Consider the following 18232-nt stretch of genomic DNA (forward strand, 5'->3'; position numbering starts at 1 on the left):
TTAGGTCACTTGTTGGTCACTTGTTGGTCACTTGTTGGTCACTTGTTGGTCACTTATTTTATAGCGAAAGACCACCCATTACGGAATGGTCTTTTAATAGTTTTTTAGCTAAACCCAAGACATCGATAGACATCCTATCCGCATGTCAAAAATAGCCCCCTTTATCAAATAAATAAGAGGGCTTTATATAATTCTTAATCTATTACTTATCTCCAACTGGCTTTAATAAATTTACTGGAAGCCAAAAATATTGTTCGCCATTTCCTCCTAAGCCATTGTCCACATATAGATAACCATTAACTTCAACACCAAGCGATGTAAAAATACTTCCTTTTGCATGCATTGTTAAAGGTTTAGCTTCATTTAGAGGCGTGTTTTTCCCACCAGCATCTTTTGTTAACTCCAAACGTACATGGCTTGCTCTCGATATTTCCTCAGCGATTTTAAGATCTGTACCAGGATATTTATCATACCATAACCCTTCACCGCCATAGCTCTCGGAAAACTTCAGCAGTTGTCCACTATCTGTATCCAAGAAAGAAATACCACCAATACCACCATCTTTGAAGAATTTTCCATAATACCCCATATTATATACACCATCACGATTGATAACAATATACACTGGATTGCTATAGAAAGATGAACGAATTTTTATTGGTACTTCTTTGAAAATTACCAAATCAGTTGCTTGTACGCGGTATTGCCCCATTTGATAGAATATTTTTTTATCATACTTTTCAATATCATACGTTCTAAAGAAGTTATTTCGCTTAACCACTAAAGATTCAAACGTACCATCTGGATTTTTCTTGTACACCTTGATGTCTTTTTTAAAGGTCATTTTTCCTGTTTGCCCTTTGACAACTTCAGCTCCATCATACATCACTTTCGCTTCTGATTTTATTGGATTTACTACTGCAAATACGAATGCTGCTAGTAACACAATAAATAATTTTTTCATTATTCTCCTCCTACACAGTTTCATTTAAAAGAATATAATTATTATATACTAGTAATCTTATATTCCACCAACAGATGTTAAAAACCCAACAAAAGTAGAGTATTTTCCCATATCATTATCTCATTCATCTACCATTCTACCCAATTATCTAAATATATGGACTATTTTAGGCTTTCAATCACCTTGTAGTCACGCTGTAATGATTGTATAGCATACACTACATATTTATGATGTAATCTTCTTTGCTCCGCGTTTATCATACACCTTTACGCTCTTTAGGAATGACTGGAACAACTGCTCAAACGTTATTGATAGTAAAAGTGCGCTTTGTTTGTCGAGTAAAGCAGTATGCCTGAAATTTATCGCCAATTACCTTTACAAGGGCAAGAGTAAAATTTTACAAAAAAACCTAGGATCAATATTAATTGATTTCCTAGGTTTTAGGTGTTATTACTTGCGAAAGACTAGTTGCACAACAACTACCAAAGGTTGCTTTAAGATTTAGCGCACATGCAGTTGAAATGGCCATCAACACATATAGTCATTTAACAAAAAAAGATAAAAATGATGCAAGCGACCATTTCAATGATTTAACTTGTTCAATTTTTCAACTGATTTTGGTGGGACATAGTTCTTTAAAATTACATCTCAGACAGCGCCATTCGTCAGATGTTTGCTCAAAATCCTCAAGGTCCATAGGCTCGTTTGACAGGATATCGGCTTGATACTTTTTCATTTCTAAAACACTGTGTCGAAATGTATGTAAAATATTGTCCATGTCGAAAGATGTAAATGTATATTGTTGTCGTTGCCCCGTCAGTAAATACTCATTGTAAACTTCGATTTTGTCTAGCTCGACACGATATTTTTGTTGAATGTAATAAGCATAGAGCGCTAATTGCTGGCGGTCATCATCAGATGGCCCCCCTGTCTTCCAGTCAATAATAATCCATTTATCTTCTAGATCATTATAATAATGAAAGTCCATTACAACAAACACTTGTGTATCCTCAATTTTCATCGAGCGGAATTGTTCGGGCTCACCAATTCGTAAGGAACCTGAATGGGCGGTGATTTGCAAAAATGTCTCGCTTTGTAGAAAGTTCGTAAACACTGCTTCCAAGCGACTTTTATAATCTGCAATAAGCTCCGTATTTAGTTGTCCATCATAATAAATTTCCTGCATCATGTAAAACTTATTCGGCTTATGCCTCCACAAATCCACATGCCGAGTCGAATCAATAAAGGCAGCATTAAGTTGACCACGAGCCTGGTTTACAAGCTCCGCGACAGACGGTACAGCCTTGGTCTGCAAATAATCGATAATCGTTTGCTCGATTAATCGGTGGACAATTTGTCCAAACAGAATAGGCATGGATTGTAGCTTTTTTAAGCGATAGACATGTTGATGAAAGGGCTCCACTTGATGGCTCAACCATCCATTATGAGAAAAATAATATTCATAGCCATATTTTCTGGCACAGCTTGTTAATGTTTTATGGCGTGAAAGTGACCACGAAAAGCTTGGAAAAGGTGATATTTCAAACATGTGAACCCTCCTTATAACTGTTGGAAGAAATCATAAACAAGTTGTAGAATTAGGACAATTGTGACAACACGCAACAATATCTTTACTTGCTTTGCCTTAACCTTTCGTGCAAGGATAATGCCAATTTGCGCACCGATAATCGAACCTAGCATTAAGACAATTGTTAACGGCCATTCTATTTTACCCGTTGCAATATAAGTAATGGCAGCCCCAGAGCACATGGCAAATACACCGACACGAGACAAACCTACAGCTTTTATATAAGATAGTTTTTCATGGGCATAAGTATAGAGTGCCAACGTGCTACTACCTGGACCAAATAATCCATCATAAAATCCTACCCCAAGCAAAATGGGGCCATTTTTGCGATTCATTTTAAAGCTTTCCTCTTCACCAAAGTCTGCTCCACCGATAAAAGACATTATAAGTGCAAAGCCTAGTAATATTATTGCGATCAGCGTTAACGTCTGACCACTCATAAAGGAAGCAAAGAGCCCACCCAATGTGCCACCAATTAATGAGACAAGCAACACAGAACGCATTTCCACCCATGACAATTCTTTTCTTCAAAAAAATGTATAAAAGCTAGAAAAAGCACTGACCATATTGGAAACTTTATTCGCTCCAATTGCTGAGTGAACCGGTACGCCCATCAGCATCATCGTTGGTAATGTAATTAATCCGCCACCACCAACTAATGTGCCGATCAGGTTACCTGCAATACCGATCACTAAAAATAAAATGTATTCCATCTAATCCTTCTTTCTGCAACCACTTGATGACAATCTTATGTTACAGTATAACAGAATCCTATTTTGAAAGGAGTACATAATGAGGTGATCTTATGCATGCACAACAAAAAACACCGACGCCAAAACTGTGCAAACAACTGACTATTCTAGTGGCGACCATTTTTACAGCTAGCATTACCGCCACTTTGATTCAATATCGTAAGCTTCCCTCGTCCATTCCAGTTTTACAAAGCTTTACGACAGAACATGCACAGTTCGGCCCTAAAATCGCCATCTTTTATTTACCCTTTGTAGCATTACTGCTATTTTTACTTTTGCATTACTTGGAAATAAAAGCGGCTTACCCTGTAATACGCAAAAACAAACCTTCCTTATCTCATAGCGAGCGACAAAATGGCATCATCACCTTCTGTCTAATGAAAAACAGTATATTGCTGTATTTTACATATTCACTTTTCAATGATTTAACAGTGGCAATGGGACATAGTCGTATTTTACAACAATGGCATGCTTATGCCTTTCTTGCTCTGTTATTTATCATCTTTAGTTGGGGTATTATTCGTGGACTATATCTCCAACATAAATTAAAAAGCTAGTTGCACAACACCTACGTGCAACTAGCTTTTTTTATGATAACACAGTGCCAAATTGCTGATTGTAGCGTCCTTTTCCATCATCAACTCATAACAAAAAAACGATAAAATCCCCCATAAATCCTTTGACTGATAATTATTCTCAATGATAAAATTTTTGTAATTAATCTATAAAATAGCAAAGGAGGATGACTTAAGTTGAGTTAGGAACAGTAAAGGGACAACTTCTACTTTTCGAAAAATGCGCAACTAAAGTGCAGGTAAATCCTCAATTACGAATTGACCCCTCTACTATGAAAATAGGTATTTGGCATATAAGAATTTATTCAATAACGTTCGCGTACAAGTTGTACAATTTTAGCTATCTACCATTTCGTACGTCAAAGAAAGTTGGTGACGATTCATGTGGTATTATCAATCACTCGCATATTTTTTGTATTTTACTTTAATTATTTTTATTCCTTCGTTCGTAACCGGTTCTCCTTACAAAGAGACCCCAAAATCATCCTATACAAGAAGATTACTAACATCTATGGTATGGGCTCTTTTCTTAACATGCATTGTTACACTTTTAGATATAAGATTTCCTTTTGGATTTGATTAGTATTTTACTAAATACGTGCCCCGCCTCTTCCGCTAACAACTAGGAGGTTTTTTCTATTAAAAATACGTCAAAAAAAGACAAAGTAATAATAGCATCTGGCTTTTTCTTTATCGCTTTTTTCGTTAGGTTATGGTTATTGAAGGATTTAGGAAATTTCAACCTACAGGATTTACTTGCTTATACGCTTTTCGCTGCAATAGCTACTGGTATATTTTTTATTTTAAAGTACCCATTTAACAGCAAATAGTTTTTATTAAATACATTCAACAGGAGTGATATTATGATAAAAAATAGTCTATATACTTTATTTAAAGGAACTATGGTCGTTGTTATTGTAATGTTTTCTATACTTGGTGTATTTACAGAAAATACGGTTGCGAACGATTACCCCGATGACGAAGAGATTCTCGCTTTGATTGAAGAATCTCTAGAATTAATTTATGAAAAAGGAATTATTACTGACAACGACGGATACTTTCTCGGATATGATAAAGAAATATTTGTAAAAAATTTAAAAAAATATGACGGTTATGAAGAGCTTATTCAAGCATTCGAAGATGAAAATTTATTTGTAGATATTAAACAAGTAGATGTTTCTATCCATTCTAAGATTGAAACTAGAGCTGTTGCTTGTGGGTGGCATTTAATGAGACCAACCGCTGAATATAGAGCGGCACATAACAGCTGTCTTTCCAAAGGATTAAAAGAACATTTTGGCTTAGTTTCTTCACTTAGCACCTTAGCGAATTTAATATTTGATAAAAAGTTCAAATTAGCTGCTTCACATATATTAAAGCTTGGGATTAGATCGAATATTGCAGGGGCTGTTGTAACAATAGCATTTATTCAATCTAAATGTGCAGAAGAAATGGATAAGAAATTCCCCGGAAAAAGTAACTGTGAATAATTAGACAGTGTACTTGGCTAATTAGAGAAGGTGTTTACTATGAAAAAAATTAAAAATATATTAAAAAACAGATTAGTAATCGCATCTTTATTTTTTTCTATAAGTATTTTTATCATGATAGTTAAGGATACTGAATTCAGTATATCAGGCCTAGTAAGATCAATCATCTTTGCAGTATTTGCAGGGAGCGTAATTTTTATTCTAAACTATCCGACTAAAAGTAAGTAAAATTCATATTTTCTACTTATAAAAATTCAAATCTCATGCACTTTATTGAGAGCTGCAAAGATTGAATTAACTTACATTGTTTAGGAAGAGGTCGAACTAGATATTTTTTTGACATAATATATGTAAACAGTAACATAATCGAACCACTAGCTTTATATCTTGAAATTGACCCATTTCAACATCACTCATCAAAAGTCGATTGAATCCCATAATTTTGGACCAATCGACTTTTATCGTTTACATGACATCATTCATTTTCTTTTTATTGTGAGAGAATATACTTTCAAAGTATAGATTCACTAAGAATAGTCCTAAAGCGAAAGCAATAAGGCCACCACTAATAAATGAAAGTAACAGTTTATAAAATAATCCGATATCTGCTGTATAGTGATAATAATCTAATATTAAAAAAATCGCTAAAGTGCCAATAATCGAAGTCAAACTAGAGATACAATATGCCCAGATTAATTGTTTTCTGCTATACAAAATACTTCCCACTTCCTTTCAAAGTGCTTGTATATATTAGAATGAGAAAATTAAAATGAAAATATGCATTTTTTAAACATTTATTTGTAAATACTCACAATTAAGCGAGCCTTATCAGTATTTATTTATACCCTCGGAATAACATCTTAACCACATCTATGAATAATCATTCCATTTTCTGTACCACGTTTCACAAATTATAGAAAATAGATTATACTGAAACTAACTATTAACAATCTTATTCCAAAAGGGGAATCTCCTATGACAGAAAATAATCAGACTGAAGCACCAAAAAAGAAAATGAGTTTGCAAGAAGCCGTCAAGCAACAACTTGAAAACAAAAAGAATAAAAATGCTACAACTAAAGGTAAATTGAATGGCGATACGTCAACAAAGAAAATGACAAGTCAGCAGACGAAAAAAACAAGCAATACACGAAGAAAAATGGGTGTATAGAGTCCATAATAGAGAACAAATAGAAAAAGCATTCAAGAATGGTCCATATTCCTTGAATGCTTTTTCACTTGATTAAACGTCTTGGCGTAACGCTTGAACTTCTGCTAATGATAAGTTAGTTAATTCCATAATCTCTTTATCACTATTTCCTTTTAACATCTTCTTTTTTGCAATGCCTTCTATCCCTTGTTTAATGCCTTTTTCTATTCCCTCTTGTTGTGCGTAATATTTCGCATCTTCGATTTGAGCTGCTTCATCTAGCATATACTTGACTCGTGACTGGTAAACGATGATATTGTCAGGATCTTGACTGATTTCTTACCATGCTTAAATGCTTTACGTATATATTCATCTGTCATCGCTATTTCCTCCAATGCTTTATAGATATCCTCCAGTACAATCTTTTAACTATCATCTACCATACCAAACAGGTTTGTTTGCTCAAATCTTAAATCCACCTCTATTGTGCCTTTTTACTGGACTAATTTATTGTTACTTTTCAAAATAAGTAGTAATCAATGTCTTACTACCTAATATACCTGCGTATGGAAATAACAACGGTATATGAATGCCTATAACAAGTCCACAAAGTAACAAAACGAATGAGAGCATATTTTTATCTTATTAACACCGCATTTCAGCAGTAACACTTATTTTATCTAACTTATAATCATTAAATTCAAATACCTCATCACAAAGCAATTCAATATCTTTTTGCATATGACTTGTTAGAAGAATAGTTACACCATTGTTTTTCAGTTCGAGTAATAAAGTTTGAATAACTTGCACGCTTTTTTTATCTAGTCCATTAAATGGCTCGTCAAGAATAAGTAAAGCTGGGTCCTCCATAATGGCTTGTGCAATACCTAACTTTTGTTTCATACCTAAGGAATACTTTTTTACAGGTTGTCTATTATTAGGATCTAGACCTACTCTCTCAAGGGTCGACTTAATTATGGTATCGTCTATTTTATTTTGAATGGCTGCTAAGTAGCGCAAATTTTGAAAACCAGTGTAGTCATCAAGAAAATAAGGGGTTTCAATGACAATCCCGGTATTTGGTGGAAAATCAACTTCTTGTCCGAGCGTTTGTCCAAATACTTTTATTTCACCACTATCAGGCGAAAGAAGACCGCTAACAATTTTAAATAAAATCGATTTGCCACATCCATTGTGACCGATAAAGCCATAAGCCTTCCCCTTTTCCAATGAAAAAGATACGGAGTGAAAAACTAACTGCTTTTTAAACGTTTTTGAAATATTTTTTGCTTCTACAATAAACGGTTGCATCATTAACCCCTTTCCGAAAAAATTAATATATTTTTTCTACTCAAAACATAGAGATATATCACACAGCCCCCTATTACTAGCAACTGCGTTATCAAAAAGAATATATATTTTACGTGATCTATTAGAATGCTAGCAACAAATACGTGATGCCCTATTATTATTGGGAAAACTAATTGTAAAAAATAAAGAATGACAACAAAAATAAACCCACTACTTAGTCGGTTAAATTGAATGGAAACCGCAAGTTGAACACATGCAACACAAAAAGCACCAATAAATTGGCCAACAAACGCAGGAAGTACTAGCCTTAGAAAAATATTCTCCAGAGGTATTGCCATCCCTGTGAAAAGTGATTCAGTAAACGGAAAAGTACGATCATATAGCGTAAACGAACTAATCATTAACATCATTTGATAGATGAATAACATAGCAAATATAATTAAACAGAGGGATAAAACATGCGAAGTAATAAAAAGTAGTCGCTTTGCTATTCGTAGCATACTAAAAATAGCGTGCTTCCCCATCATGTGCGCAATATAGACATCTACCATCATTGCCATTCCAAAATAGGGAAGTAAAATGATCAAGATTTGAATAACATGTAGTTTCTCAATTGTCACCATCCCGATGCATATTAAATAAACATCAATCGCTGTATAATGTGCATAGCCCTTATTATATATCGCATGAAATATCACCGTCGCTATTAGCCAGGCGAGAAAAAGGAACATTCTTTTAGATACAAAACGAATATTGTAACGAATGATCGATAGGATTTGCAAAGGCATTCGTTAAAAATTCACCCCTTTAGACAAACGCAAAGAAAAAATTAACAGTCCTACACTTAAAATAGTTAATGGAATATGTGACATGATTATATAGAGTACAATCGAATTTACATAAGGATCCAAATAATAGATACTTATAAAACTAAAATCCAATATATTCAGAAAAGGAATATTGTAGAAATTTACAATAGCATTAAAAAGTAATAGAAAGAAGATGATGCTCATACCTAAACTACTGTACTGTCTTTTTGTTTTACTTTGCCAATACAAATAAAAACTTCCTAAAAAAATTAGGGTCATAAAAAACTTTATCGCAAAAAGGCTAATAACAATAATTGGAGATAAATCAAGAGAAAATAACGTATATGGATCATGTCTCCATTTGGTTTCTTCGCTCCAATTGAATGTTCCCCCAAGTATGTAAACCGCTTCTATAATAACTACAGCAAAAACATAAATTGTTAAAAATAAGCAATGTAAAATCATCGCCTTAATGTGAACTTTTACCACCGAAACTTTTGTCAATAACCTTCCAGCACAATAACGTAGGTTACCTTCATTAGCTAAATCAAACAGAAAAATTAGAAACACTGGCACAATTAATAAGAAATAGAGATACCGATTACCAAAGATAAAAAATACACCATTCCAAATGTTACTATCAACGGACCAGTCATTCATAAGTAATACAATGAACGGAAATATTAGTATATAAACGCAAATCCATAGAAACTTTTTACTCTTTAAAATTCTTTGACAAGTAATTCTCAAAAAATTAGCTTCCATTTTTCAACTCCCATTTATAATTCAGATAACTTACAACTAAGCCAAGTACAACTAATAGTAAATTTACAAGAACAACATCACTTCCATGTAAATCGATACTCGACATAACATAATAAATTTTAGTTAATGCAAATTTTCGCAGCCCATCTAAATTAGAAATAAAAATATCAAACGTTAAGTAAAGAGCAAAAGAAATAGTATAAACATAGACAATTTTTGAAAAGAAACTTGTTATGCCCATAGCAAAAATAGCTATAGAAAAACCTAAAGTAAAATGACTAGCTAGAACAAACAAAATATATAGCAAAGGAGTCGTAGCAAATAAATCCCCTAATAATCCGTCTGGCTGAAATTCAAATGGATAGAGCATTTTATTTTCAAAAAAGACACTCATCGCTAAGAAAAACAGCGCATTCGGTATACATAGAGCCAAACCACCAGCAATACCATTAGCAAATAATTTAAAAATACGATATTTTAAATGCCCCATACGGATGATAGAAAAATAATGAAAATGACCTCTTTTCTCAGCTACAAACGATGCAGCATAAGGATAGATGGCGGCCAAAACAAATATAATTTGTGTAAAATGGAAACCATTCAGCCAAATATGATATGTATTACCACCCACTTCAAGAAGATACTTTAAGTTTTCAGCTGTTAAGTCATCTGCTTCTCTATCAATAAAAAAATGCGTACTTAACAGAGAACTATAGGCAGAAAAATAACACAAAATAAACAATACCAAAATTACTAGTGCCATTCTTTTATTGAAGATGGCACGTATTAATTCTCTCCTAAGCATGATTATCACCGTCTATTCTTAAAAAATTTTCAATTGAGAAAGTTTTCCTCCATAAAAATATGGAGGGAAACCTTTTCAGTATAAATTTTAATAAGAATCAGGATTCCAAGCCCCTGTAACATTGTACCTGTTATACCAATTCCCATCATCGGTTTGAGCGCTCATTCGATATTGATGATTTTGAGCCATACCTTGATTCGTCAATAAACTAGAAGTAGCAGTGCGAGTTGTCAAAGTTGAACTTCTAGCATCGCCATTGGAATTTACCACCAAAAATTTCGTCCTTACCTTTGATTCGATATAGTCCACTTTTAGATATGGATCTTCATCTTTTGTATATTTATATGCTGGGGCAGAATATACCTTTGCATGCCAAAGACCTGTATTCATATCAAAACTAAATTTAGCATTATAAGCACTTACTCCCGTTGCGCCAAAAAACATCATTACGGATAGTCCTAATACTGTTAAAGCTTTCATCTTATTCATGAAATCTCCTCCTTATTAGCTTAGCGAATATATTTTTTGGTACTATTATAGTTGTCATTTAGTTAGCGAATGGCTATAAAATTGATTCTTTATTCTATCTAAATATAAATTATTATCTTCCCCCACTTCTTGAGGGTACCGATCCAATAAAACCGGCATTAATTTATCCCATAGCGTGTCCATTACATAAAAATCTCGATCAAAGCTATAATCTAATTCATAAAGCGATATTCCCAGTGCCTTAGCATAGCGTTCTTTTTCGGGCAACACGATATCCGCAACATTTGTAGCAATATATTGATTCACTTCCTCTTGGGAAATACTTACACCATAAATCTCTTTCGCTATTCGTAACGCATCTATATACCTTTCTGTTTCCTCTACAGCGACTTTTTCCAAATAAGCATTGTCATGTTTCAAATGACTCATTTCATTATGAACTTTTAGTCGAAACTCTGCTTTTTTGTTATCCAACGATTTTTCTACTGAAGCTAAGTTTACATCACGTTGTTTCGTTGTTGCTTGCAGTTTATGTGCGATATCAGGCATTTCACGTAACACCTTCGCTACAGCAAATTCAAGGTTACTCTCACCACTGCTTACAGCATTGCTTTCTTTACCCAATACTATTTGACTTCCAATTCCTACTATTAACAAAAGTGGGCAAATAACAAATATAATACGTTTATTTTTAGGGCATATGAATCCTCCTTTCGATAATCTGTTAACTTAATTTTATCTTGCCTATGACCGACATCTCAACCGACAATATTTTTGTCGGTACCGTCAATATATCTAGTAATAGCTATTCATTTTAAAATTGTCATAAAAATAAGAAAATACTAATGACATCTATCGTCTAGTTCTTTAAGGGGGAAAATAATATGAATAAGAAATTACTGATTATGCTAATAATTTTTAGTTTATTATCGTTAACCGCTTGTACTTCAGACGAAACAATTAACAAGATAACACTACCGAAAGACATTCCTAATTTCGTTAAAGCAAGTGATTTTGAAAAGATTGATTGGGAGCAAAAAGCGGTGCCACTCCATAACAATATTATCGGAAATGAAAACAAGTCAGGAGTAATTGGTGCAGATGCCCCAAGCCTAAATGGCCAAAAGTGGATGTGGCATCTTTGGGGGATTGACAATCCTACAGAGTTAACGGTTGTAGGTTATGAAAAAGAAACAAGGACAATGCATCCCATATTAACGACTGGTTGGACATTTAGACTTGGAGGAGCAAATAATGGAGCAGATGCCCACGCCCCATCGAGCGTTCAAATACCAGAGAAAGGCCAATGGGCAATACTGGTCTATACGAACTAAAAGTTATTTGATATCTTGATTTATGACATTAATGAATAAGAGGATTTTTTATTTTTTTATTTAAAAAAGCAAATGGTTCATCTAATTCTTAACAAACAGATAGATTTCTACTTTTCATACCTACTTAAATAATATCGAGCATTTGCAAAAAAGATTGTTCCAAAAAAGAACATCATACCAATGATCCAACTAGCAATTGCAGAATATCGACCATCTAAAATAAATTCACTGATGAAATTAACAAATACGATAAGTACCATAATTAAATATAAACCTATTAAAAATTTCATTTATCCACCTCAATCTATGAAATATTATCTAAAAATAGATAGATATATTGTTAATTTCAAGATATTCATATTAAGGTATTTGATAATTAATTACCTATAAAATCAAATACCTTAATACCTCATTCTAGTAAGGGCATGTATTCCAACAATTTATTACTGTATTAACCCCTAATATCCCTGCAGAATTTGCACAAGCATAACAAGCACCACCAGCTAATCCTGCAGAAGCTGCAAGTGCTGCCGGATTACATACTAATCCACAAACAGCGAGCATAGCTCCAAACACCAATAAGTTAACTCCTTTTGAAGCAACACAGGATTGAGTACATTCCCACCGATTAGCTAATCCTGAAACACTAAAATTTTTTTTAATAAGAGACTTATTTTTTTCAATTTTTTGCTTTTCAGCTATTTCATCACCAATTGCATCAGCATTTTCATTTTTTATAATAGTCTCAATATTAGTATTTAAAGTACCAATTAATTTAGTGTCAACCCATAATTTAGAGTGAACATTATTATCTTCATCTAAAATGCCTTTCAATTCATAAACATTTATTAGCTTATATTCTTCTGTAAATATAAAATTCAATAATTCTACGTTATTAACTATTCCTTTATCATTAAAGGAAATAGAGTTTACACTTAAAGAATATTGAATTTCACCATCTGGCAGGGTTCTACCTAAAATAGTGTAATCTGATACATTATACCTTTCTGAAATTTCAACATTATACTTCCTATTTTTTTTCTTCAATTCTTTGTCCAGTTCCAAAATTAGTCTTTGTTTAGATTTATCATCCACACTTATAAGATTTTCTTCTACAATTTTTGAATGGCTAATCAAATTTCCTACTTGCACAATTGAATCATTTAAGGTATTATGGATTATTTTAGTTTCAGCTCTAGCAGTTCCACTATATAAAATGTTAATGATTAACAAAAGTATAACCATAAAATATATACTAAGTTTATTATTCATAAAATTCCCTCCTGAAAATTATGTTAAAATCTCAATATATGAATCTAGTATTAATTAATTCCCAGTTTCGTGATTTATATACCACTTAACACATTACAAACAACTTTGTTTATATAATTAAAGTTTCCACCTACAGGTATTTGTTATCATTACTTACAACCAAAGTATTTCCTCTATAAAAACTTCATCCTGATGCTAAAATAATTAAAAAATTCCCTCTAAAAGTTGCAACTTTCTAACTTTCACTCGAGTTAACTTTAACTTACCATTACAATAACCGACATTTCAACCGACAAAATTTTTGTCGGTTGCAACCATTTGTGCAACAAATTTTTTAATCAAAATATAATCACAAAACGGATTTGGCAAAAGCATAGCAATATACATCAAAACCTCGAATGCAGCTACTATATTTCATACATTACTATAAGTATAGTACCTCCAGCGTTTGAAGTAAGTTAGATGGCCACTTTTCGTTCCAAGCCTCTAAAAATATAGTTATAATTAATATTAGATTGATTTAACGACTAAGGAGGAGCTATGGGTATATATTGGACTATTCAAACAATTGAAAAATGGCAGGAAGTAAAAAAAATCGGCTATCTTATCGGTGTCCGTGAGCATATATGGCCAGAGTTTATCGAACCATATCATTGGATGATGCAACAAATGGTTGAGGAACTTCCAAATTATCAAGGTGAGTATCCAGTATGGGTATGGAAAGATAGGCCAGATCTTCGAAGAATAGGTCATTTAGAAAAAGGCGCTCGCGGAGTTCTATTAAAAGTAGACATTGAAGATGAAAGAGTTCTCCTCTCAGATTTTCAAGCATGGTATTTTGTTCTAGTTGGTGACTATTGCAATATTGAGGCAAAAGAAGATTTCGAACTAAATTTATCACAACAATCCATACAAGAAAGTTGGAAAACAATATTTAATTTAAAATATTTAGCAGAACACCCTGATTGGGGAGAGAGTACAGTTCAAGGTGTGACTGGTAAGGTAATGCTACATGAAATTACCTTAGTGAAAGAATTTACAGCTCGGTAAAAATACTAAATAAAAAAGTGCCGATTTCACTCGACACTTTTTTTTCAATTCTCTTTTGTTTCATCAAGTAATTGTTTTTCTTTCGCGATTTCAACTGCTTCTAGTCGTGTAGACACACCTAACAGTGAAAAAAGCTGAGATAAACGACGTTCTACTGTTCGCACTGAAACATGGCATGTTGCTGCGATTCTCTTATTGGAATAACCCTTCATTAACATCTCAAGTAACTGTTTTTCTTTTTGCGTTAATGTTAAATGCGTAAATCGATCATTTATTTTGTCATGTATATAATCTAAAAAATCAGTTGGAATCACCATTATTCCATGAACACTCAATCGAATTGTCGAAACGATTTGCTCAATGGGGGCAGTTTTTATAAGAATACCATCTACCTTTTTTTCGAATAGTAGTGCATAATAGCAACAATTCATCTCCTTAACGTATAAAATAACGATCGCTTGCTCCTGCATTGCTTTAATTTGGGTCACAAGCTCTAGATTGTTTTTTGTGGCAATACAAGCATCAATTAAATATACATGGAATTCTTTTTTTTCCATTCTATTTAAAACGTTTTGAGGATTCTTCTCTGTTTCTACATGCAAACCATCTAACTCAAAAGACAACGTTTTTAGACCTTTTAGAACAATGGGATAGTCATCTACAACTAAAATTGAAATCAATCGTATCACTTCCTTCGAATTCGTTTCATTTTAATTGCGACTATGTATTAACCACTTTTACGAGGACATTTACCTCCAATCATCGTCCATCTAAAGCAGACACTTAACATTCAAAAAACAGCCGATTAAAGGGCTTTTGCCTCGTCAATCGACTGTTTCCTTGTTTAAAAATTTTAGCCATGATATATTCCGTTTCCAGTCCATTGATTGAATTGAAATTGTGAATATCGAGCACACCTATGTACTTACCTAAAGCCTCTAACCTACTGTAACTTGTTGCGCATCCTTCTTGAAAAAATAAAGCCTGCACCTATAAAGAAAACGAGCATCATAACCTTGATAATTGGAAAAATAAAGAGCTTACTGACAATAAAAATAACAAGGATATAATAGATGAGCATTGCTAATAAAAATAATCTTAGTTTATTCAAATCGTTACCTACTTTCTTTTAATGCCGCTTCAATTGCAGCAAGCGCCTTAGGCCCCATTCCATGTAATTTTTTTAATGTCGCTAAATCGACGTCTTTTAATTGTTGTAGTTGTGTATAGCCAGCAGCATTTAATGCTCGTATAGCTGGCTTGGCAACACCTTTCGGCCATTCTGTCATATCTGCACATCCTCTCTTGTTAATGTTTACGTTACTAAGCTAGAATCTTTTCATATCTTGTTCAATTGTTTCTAGTAAAGTGGATTGCTCAAGGACATTTAACAAGTTCCTCCCCTTATGTATCCATTTTTCTCCTACTAGACCGAGATGATTTAAACAAATACCCTTTCGTATATAACATATCCCAAGAAGGACGAAATCATTTTCTTTCTTGCATAAGATAATTGTATTTAATATTTCTGTCCTTGCTTTTGCATAGTTTTTATTTCGCATTAATAAAAACGTAATATTCATCAACAGATGAATGTGTAAGCGCGAAATATTTCGAAAGTTCTCATACATCGTAATATGGCGTAAAATAAATGGCTTCATTTGCAGAACAGTCGGCAAAGGAAATAAAAAGAGAATGGTAGTCAACATATATAATTCAGTGACAAAAAGTTGATTGTGTTTAGATAAGTCATACCAAACTGGTTCTACAATCGTTTTCGCCTGCTCTAAATCATTTGTTTTAGCTAAAATGATTAATCCATCTAAAATAGTTGCAATATGGTTAATTTGTAGATCATCTTTATTTTCTTTTAAATAGTATTGGCACTTTTTCCATAGCCCTTCAAGTAGTACTTCATCATGCGTATTGACACGATAAAACTGAATGATAATTTCATCACGTTGACTATATTGGTAACCATTTTGAATATAATAAAATTCATCAAATGGAATGCCTAACCGCTGTAAAATACCGTGCATCGTTCCTAAGTTTATCTCGGTATTGTTATTTTCAAACTTAGAATACGCACCTTGTGTTAATAAGTGAGCGGCTACATCCTTTTGGGTATACCCTTTACTAATCCGAATTTGTTTTATCGTCTCACCATAACCTTTCACGTTACCATTCACTCCTTTACAAAATATTCTTTTACGAATATTTAGCTAAAACAATAGAAATGTTGGCAATGATGTAATGCGCTAGGGGGTGATTAAATTGATTGCTGTAGTAAATAAAACGCAATATACTTTATACACTAGAGCAAAGCTTCAGCAACTACTAATGTTATCAGTGATGACCAGTTCTACCTTTATTGTACAATTTACGTTTTTTTGTTGTCCATTAATAAAAGCTTTGTAAACCGACTTTATAGAAGAAGGTTTGCAAAGCTTTTCGATTTATAGAAGTACTTGGCTTCAAATAACCAATCAATTCGTGTAACTAGTATTTTCTTCTTTAAACATTCCACTTAACATCTTTAATGAAACGAAAGCCGTAACAACAGTTAGCAAGCCCAATATCCCCATAACAAAGTTTAGGTTTATAGAATCTAATAACATACCCCTAGTCCTACCTAACCCCTGCACGAACACTGTCGTTTTTTATTTCTTATATTTACAAATATCCTAATATTCCAGCTTATTTTAACGAAATATTCCCAAAAGAATATAGCAATCGTAAAACTGATTTTTTAATATTCTTTTAGGAATATTTTGAAAAAATCATTAAATTTTCGTTTATTATAGAAGCATCAAAATTGGATTATTAATTCCCTTATTGTTTTCCAAGTGTATATACTTTGAGTCCTTCAGCATTTTTTAGAAAAAGGGTGATGAGGATATTAAAAAACGCATTGTAGTTGTTGTTATGTTGTTCTACGCCATTCAAAAGTAGAGATAAAGACAGTGCAATTTGGGGGTATTGTGCGGTTCAACCGACTTCTGTAAATAGCTAAAAACTAACTAACAAAAAGGTTAAAGTGGCCATTTTGGATAGTGGCATTTCCCCTTCATGCTGAGACCTGGACCCTTCGAATAAAACCGCCAAAAGTTCCCTTAATGAATTACAACGTAAAACTAAATAAAATAACGATTACATATGTGAATAGATGGATTTACAAGCACTAGGTTAAAACGTTATAATTCTTCGTTTTAACCTAGTGGTATTTAGTTTCAAGTGCACTTCTTATCTATTGATGCTATTTAAATAGCTAAAAATCAGTATATGTAGGTGATGAATCTATGCTAAAAAATCTAGAGCAACTTATTCTATCTGGCAACTTTAAAGAAGCTGAAGCGTTATATCACGAAATGGATTTCCAGCAATTTGATGATGAAATAATCGTCAGTGCTTATGACAACCGTAATATGATTTACTATACCTTTTTGCATTATCTTATAATGAAGAAAGAAACCGCAGAGTTACACAATCTTGCCTTTTCATTATGTGTACATGCTTTAACACCTGTCGAAGGTGCCTATCATTGTGCTCTCTATCACGCACAAAGAGCTATCGAATTGACAAATGAAGAAGATGTAGGGGATTTAGAGCTTATATTATTCCTATATGAGGTGCCCGATCAAGTAGTTAGTGATGAAAAGGCACTTGAAACATGCCATAAAATTTTAGCGTTAGAGCCTTCGAATGAAATTGCCAAAAGTTTACTTAAAAAGTTGCAACGTAGAATGAAGTAAACGGTCTTATGCATTTGTGAAAAAAGTAAAGCGCCTTTCTTATCTAGCTCTCTACCCTATTAATGAATAGGCGTAAATTTTAAAAAACTAAAAAGCTCCTAGAAACAATAAAATTTTCTTCGTTACG

The 18232-nt window shown here is 33.1% G+C and carries 20 protein-coding genes and 1 pseudogene; 6 read left to right on the forward strand and 15 right to left on the reverse strand.

Translation table 11 applies throughout. The features are described 5' to 3' along the window. Positions 1-202: 202 nt before the first annotated feature. From ACIQXI_RS06605 to ACIQXI_RS06615, 3 genes and pseudogenes are all read right to left on the reverse strand, one after another. A complete protein-coding gene (locus ACIQXI_RS06605; protein ID WP_402922779.1) occupies positions 203-964 on the reverse strand; it encodes a hypothetical protein in 762 nt (253 codons plus the stop codon). Positions 965-1571: 607 nt separating this feature from the next. Next, the gene (locus ACIQXI_RS06610) at positions 1572-2513 is read right to left on the reverse strand and encodes a PD-(D/E)XK nuclease family protein (protein ID WP_402922781.1); all 942 of its coding nucleotides are present in this window, start codon (positions 2511-2513) and stop codon (positions 1572-1574) included. 11 nt (positions 2514-2524) lie between these two features. Next, a pseudogene (locus ACIQXI_RS06615) lies at positions 2525-3265 on the reverse strand (sulfite exporter TauE/SafE family protein). A 92-nt stretch (positions 3266-3357) separates the two neighbouring features. On the opposite strand from ACIQXI_RS06615, the gene ACIQXI_RS06620 reads away from it, so the two are divergent. Then, a complete protein-coding gene (locus tag ACIQXI_RS06620) occupies positions 3358-3861 on the forward strand; it encodes a DUF1648 domain-containing protein (protein WP_402922783.1) in 504 nt (167 codons plus the stop codon). An 881-nt stretch (positions 3862-4742) separates the two neighbouring features. Then, positions 4743-5369, forward strand: coding sequence for a hypothetical protein (locus ACIQXI_RS06625; RefSeq protein ID WP_402922785.1), 627 nt, complete (start codon positions 4743-4745; stop codon positions 5367-5369). A 465-nt stretch (positions 5370-5834) separates the two neighbouring features. Here ACIQXI_RS06625 and ACIQXI_RS06630 read toward each other — a convergent pair whose 3' ends face one another. Beyond that, positions 5835-6083, reverse strand: coding sequence for a hypothetical protein (locus ACIQXI_RS06630; RefSeq protein WP_402922787.1), 249 nt, complete (start codon positions 6081-6083; stop codon positions 5835-5837). Positions 6084-6344: 261 nt separating this feature from the next. Between ACIQXI_RS06630 and ACIQXI_RS06635 the strand changes: the two genes are divergently transcribed. After that, complete coding sequence (locus ACIQXI_RS06635) at positions 6345-6539, forward strand: hypothetical protein (RefSeq protein WP_402922789.1); 195 nt, start codon at positions 6345-6347, stop codon at positions 6537-6539. 72 nt (positions 6540-6611) lie between these two features. On the opposite strand, the gene ACIQXI_RS06640 is transcribed toward ACIQXI_RS06635, so the two are convergent. The 6 genes from ACIQXI_RS06640 to ACIQXI_RS06665 form a co-directional block, all read right to left on the reverse strand. Further along, positions 6612-6803, reverse strand: coding sequence for a hypothetical protein (locus ACIQXI_RS06640; protein WP_402922791.1), 192 nt, complete (start codon positions 6801-6803; stop codon positions 6612-6614). A 360-nt stretch (positions 6804-7163) separates the two neighbouring features. Next, entirely contained in the window at positions 7164-7829 is a 666-nt protein-coding gene (locus tag ACIQXI_RS06645) for an ABC transporter ATP-binding protein (protein ID WP_402922793.1), read from the reverse strand. Between the two features lie 791 nt (positions 7830-8620). Beyond that, a complete protein-coding gene (locus ACIQXI_RS06650) occupies positions 8621-9403 on the reverse strand; it encodes a hypothetical protein (protein ID WP_402922795.1) in 783 nt (260 codons plus the stop codon). Further along, a complete protein-coding gene (locus ACIQXI_RS06655) occupies positions 9393-10166 on the reverse strand; it encodes a hypothetical protein (RefSeq protein WP_402922797.1) in 774 nt (257 codons plus the stop codon). Before ACIQXI_RS06655 ends, ACIQXI_RS06650 begins: the two co-directional genes overlap by 11 nt. A 129-nt stretch (positions 10167-10295) precedes the next feature. Further along, positions 10296-10697, reverse strand: a complete 402-nt coding sequence (locus ACIQXI_RS06660; RefSeq protein ID WP_402922799.1) for a hypothetical protein — start codon at positions 10695-10697, stop codon at positions 10296-10298. A gap of 54 nt (positions 10698-10751) precedes the next feature. Then, positions 10752-11321 carry a hypothetical protein gene (locus ACIQXI_RS06665; RefSeq protein WP_402922801.1) on the reverse strand — a complete coding sequence of 190 codons (570 nt, stop codon included), beginning with the start codon at positions 11319-11321 and terminating at the stop codon, positions 10752-10754. A gap of 260 nt (positions 11322-11581) precedes the next feature. Between ACIQXI_RS06665 and ACIQXI_RS06670 the strand changes: the two genes are divergently transcribed. After that, entirely contained in the window at positions 11582-12031 is a 450-nt protein-coding gene (locus ACIQXI_RS06670) for a hypothetical protein (RefSeq protein WP_402922803.1), read from the forward strand. 414 nt (positions 12032-12445) lie between these two features. Here the strand turns inward: ACIQXI_RS06670 and ACIQXI_RS06675 are convergent, their stop codons facing one another. Beyond that, on the reverse strand, positions 12446-13303 hold the full coding sequence (locus ACIQXI_RS06675; protein WP_402922805.1) for a hypothetical protein: 858 nt from the start codon (positions 13301-13303) through the stop codon (positions 12446-12448). A 540-nt stretch (positions 13304-13843) separates the two neighbouring features. On the opposite strand from ACIQXI_RS06675, the gene ACIQXI_RS06680 reads away from it, so the two are divergent. Further along, positions 13844-14353, forward strand: a complete 510-nt coding sequence (locus tag ACIQXI_RS06680; RefSeq protein WP_402922807.1) for a DUF3841 domain-containing protein — start codon at positions 13844-13846, stop codon at positions 14351-14353. Between the two features lie 44 nt (positions 14354-14397). Here ACIQXI_RS06680 and ACIQXI_RS06685 read toward each other — a convergent pair whose 3' ends face one another. From ACIQXI_RS06685 to ACIQXI_RS06700, 4 genes are all read right to left on the reverse strand, one after another. Continuing rightward, on the reverse strand, positions 14398-15033 hold the full coding sequence (locus tag ACIQXI_RS06685; protein ID WP_402922809.1) for a response regulator transcription factor: 636 nt from the start codon (positions 15031-15033) through the stop codon (positions 14398-14400). 263 nt (positions 15034-15296) lie between these two features. Beyond that, on the reverse strand, positions 15297-15464 hold the full coding sequence (locus tag ACIQXI_RS06690) for a hypothetical protein (protein ID WP_402922811.1): 168 nt from the start codon (positions 15462-15464) through the stop codon (positions 15297-15299). Positions 15465-15468: 4 nt separating this feature from the next. After that, on the reverse strand, positions 15469-15642 hold the full coding sequence (locus ACIQXI_RS06695) for a helix-hairpin-helix domain-containing protein (protein ID WP_402922813.1): 174 nt from the start codon (positions 15640-15642) through the stop codon (positions 15469-15471). A gap of 39 nt (positions 15643-15681) precedes the next feature. Next, positions 15682-16530 carry a helix-turn-helix domain-containing protein gene (locus ACIQXI_RS06700; RefSeq protein ID WP_402922815.1) on the reverse strand — a complete coding sequence of 283 codons (849 nt, stop codon included), beginning with the start codon at positions 16528-16530 and terminating at the stop codon, positions 15682-15684. 1122 nt (positions 16531-17652) lie between these two features. On the opposite strand from ACIQXI_RS06700, the gene ACIQXI_RS06705 reads away from it, so the two are divergent. After that, positions 17653-18105, forward strand: coding sequence for a hypothetical protein (locus ACIQXI_RS06705; RefSeq protein ID WP_402922817.1), 453 nt, complete (start codon positions 17653-17655; stop codon positions 18103-18105). Positions 18106-18232: the final 127 nt, after the last annotated feature.

It is taken from the genome of Lysinibacillus sp. NPDC097195, assembly GCF_044762075.1.
Lineage (GTDB): Bacteria > Bacillota > Bacilli > Bacillales_A > Planococcaceae > Lysinibacillus.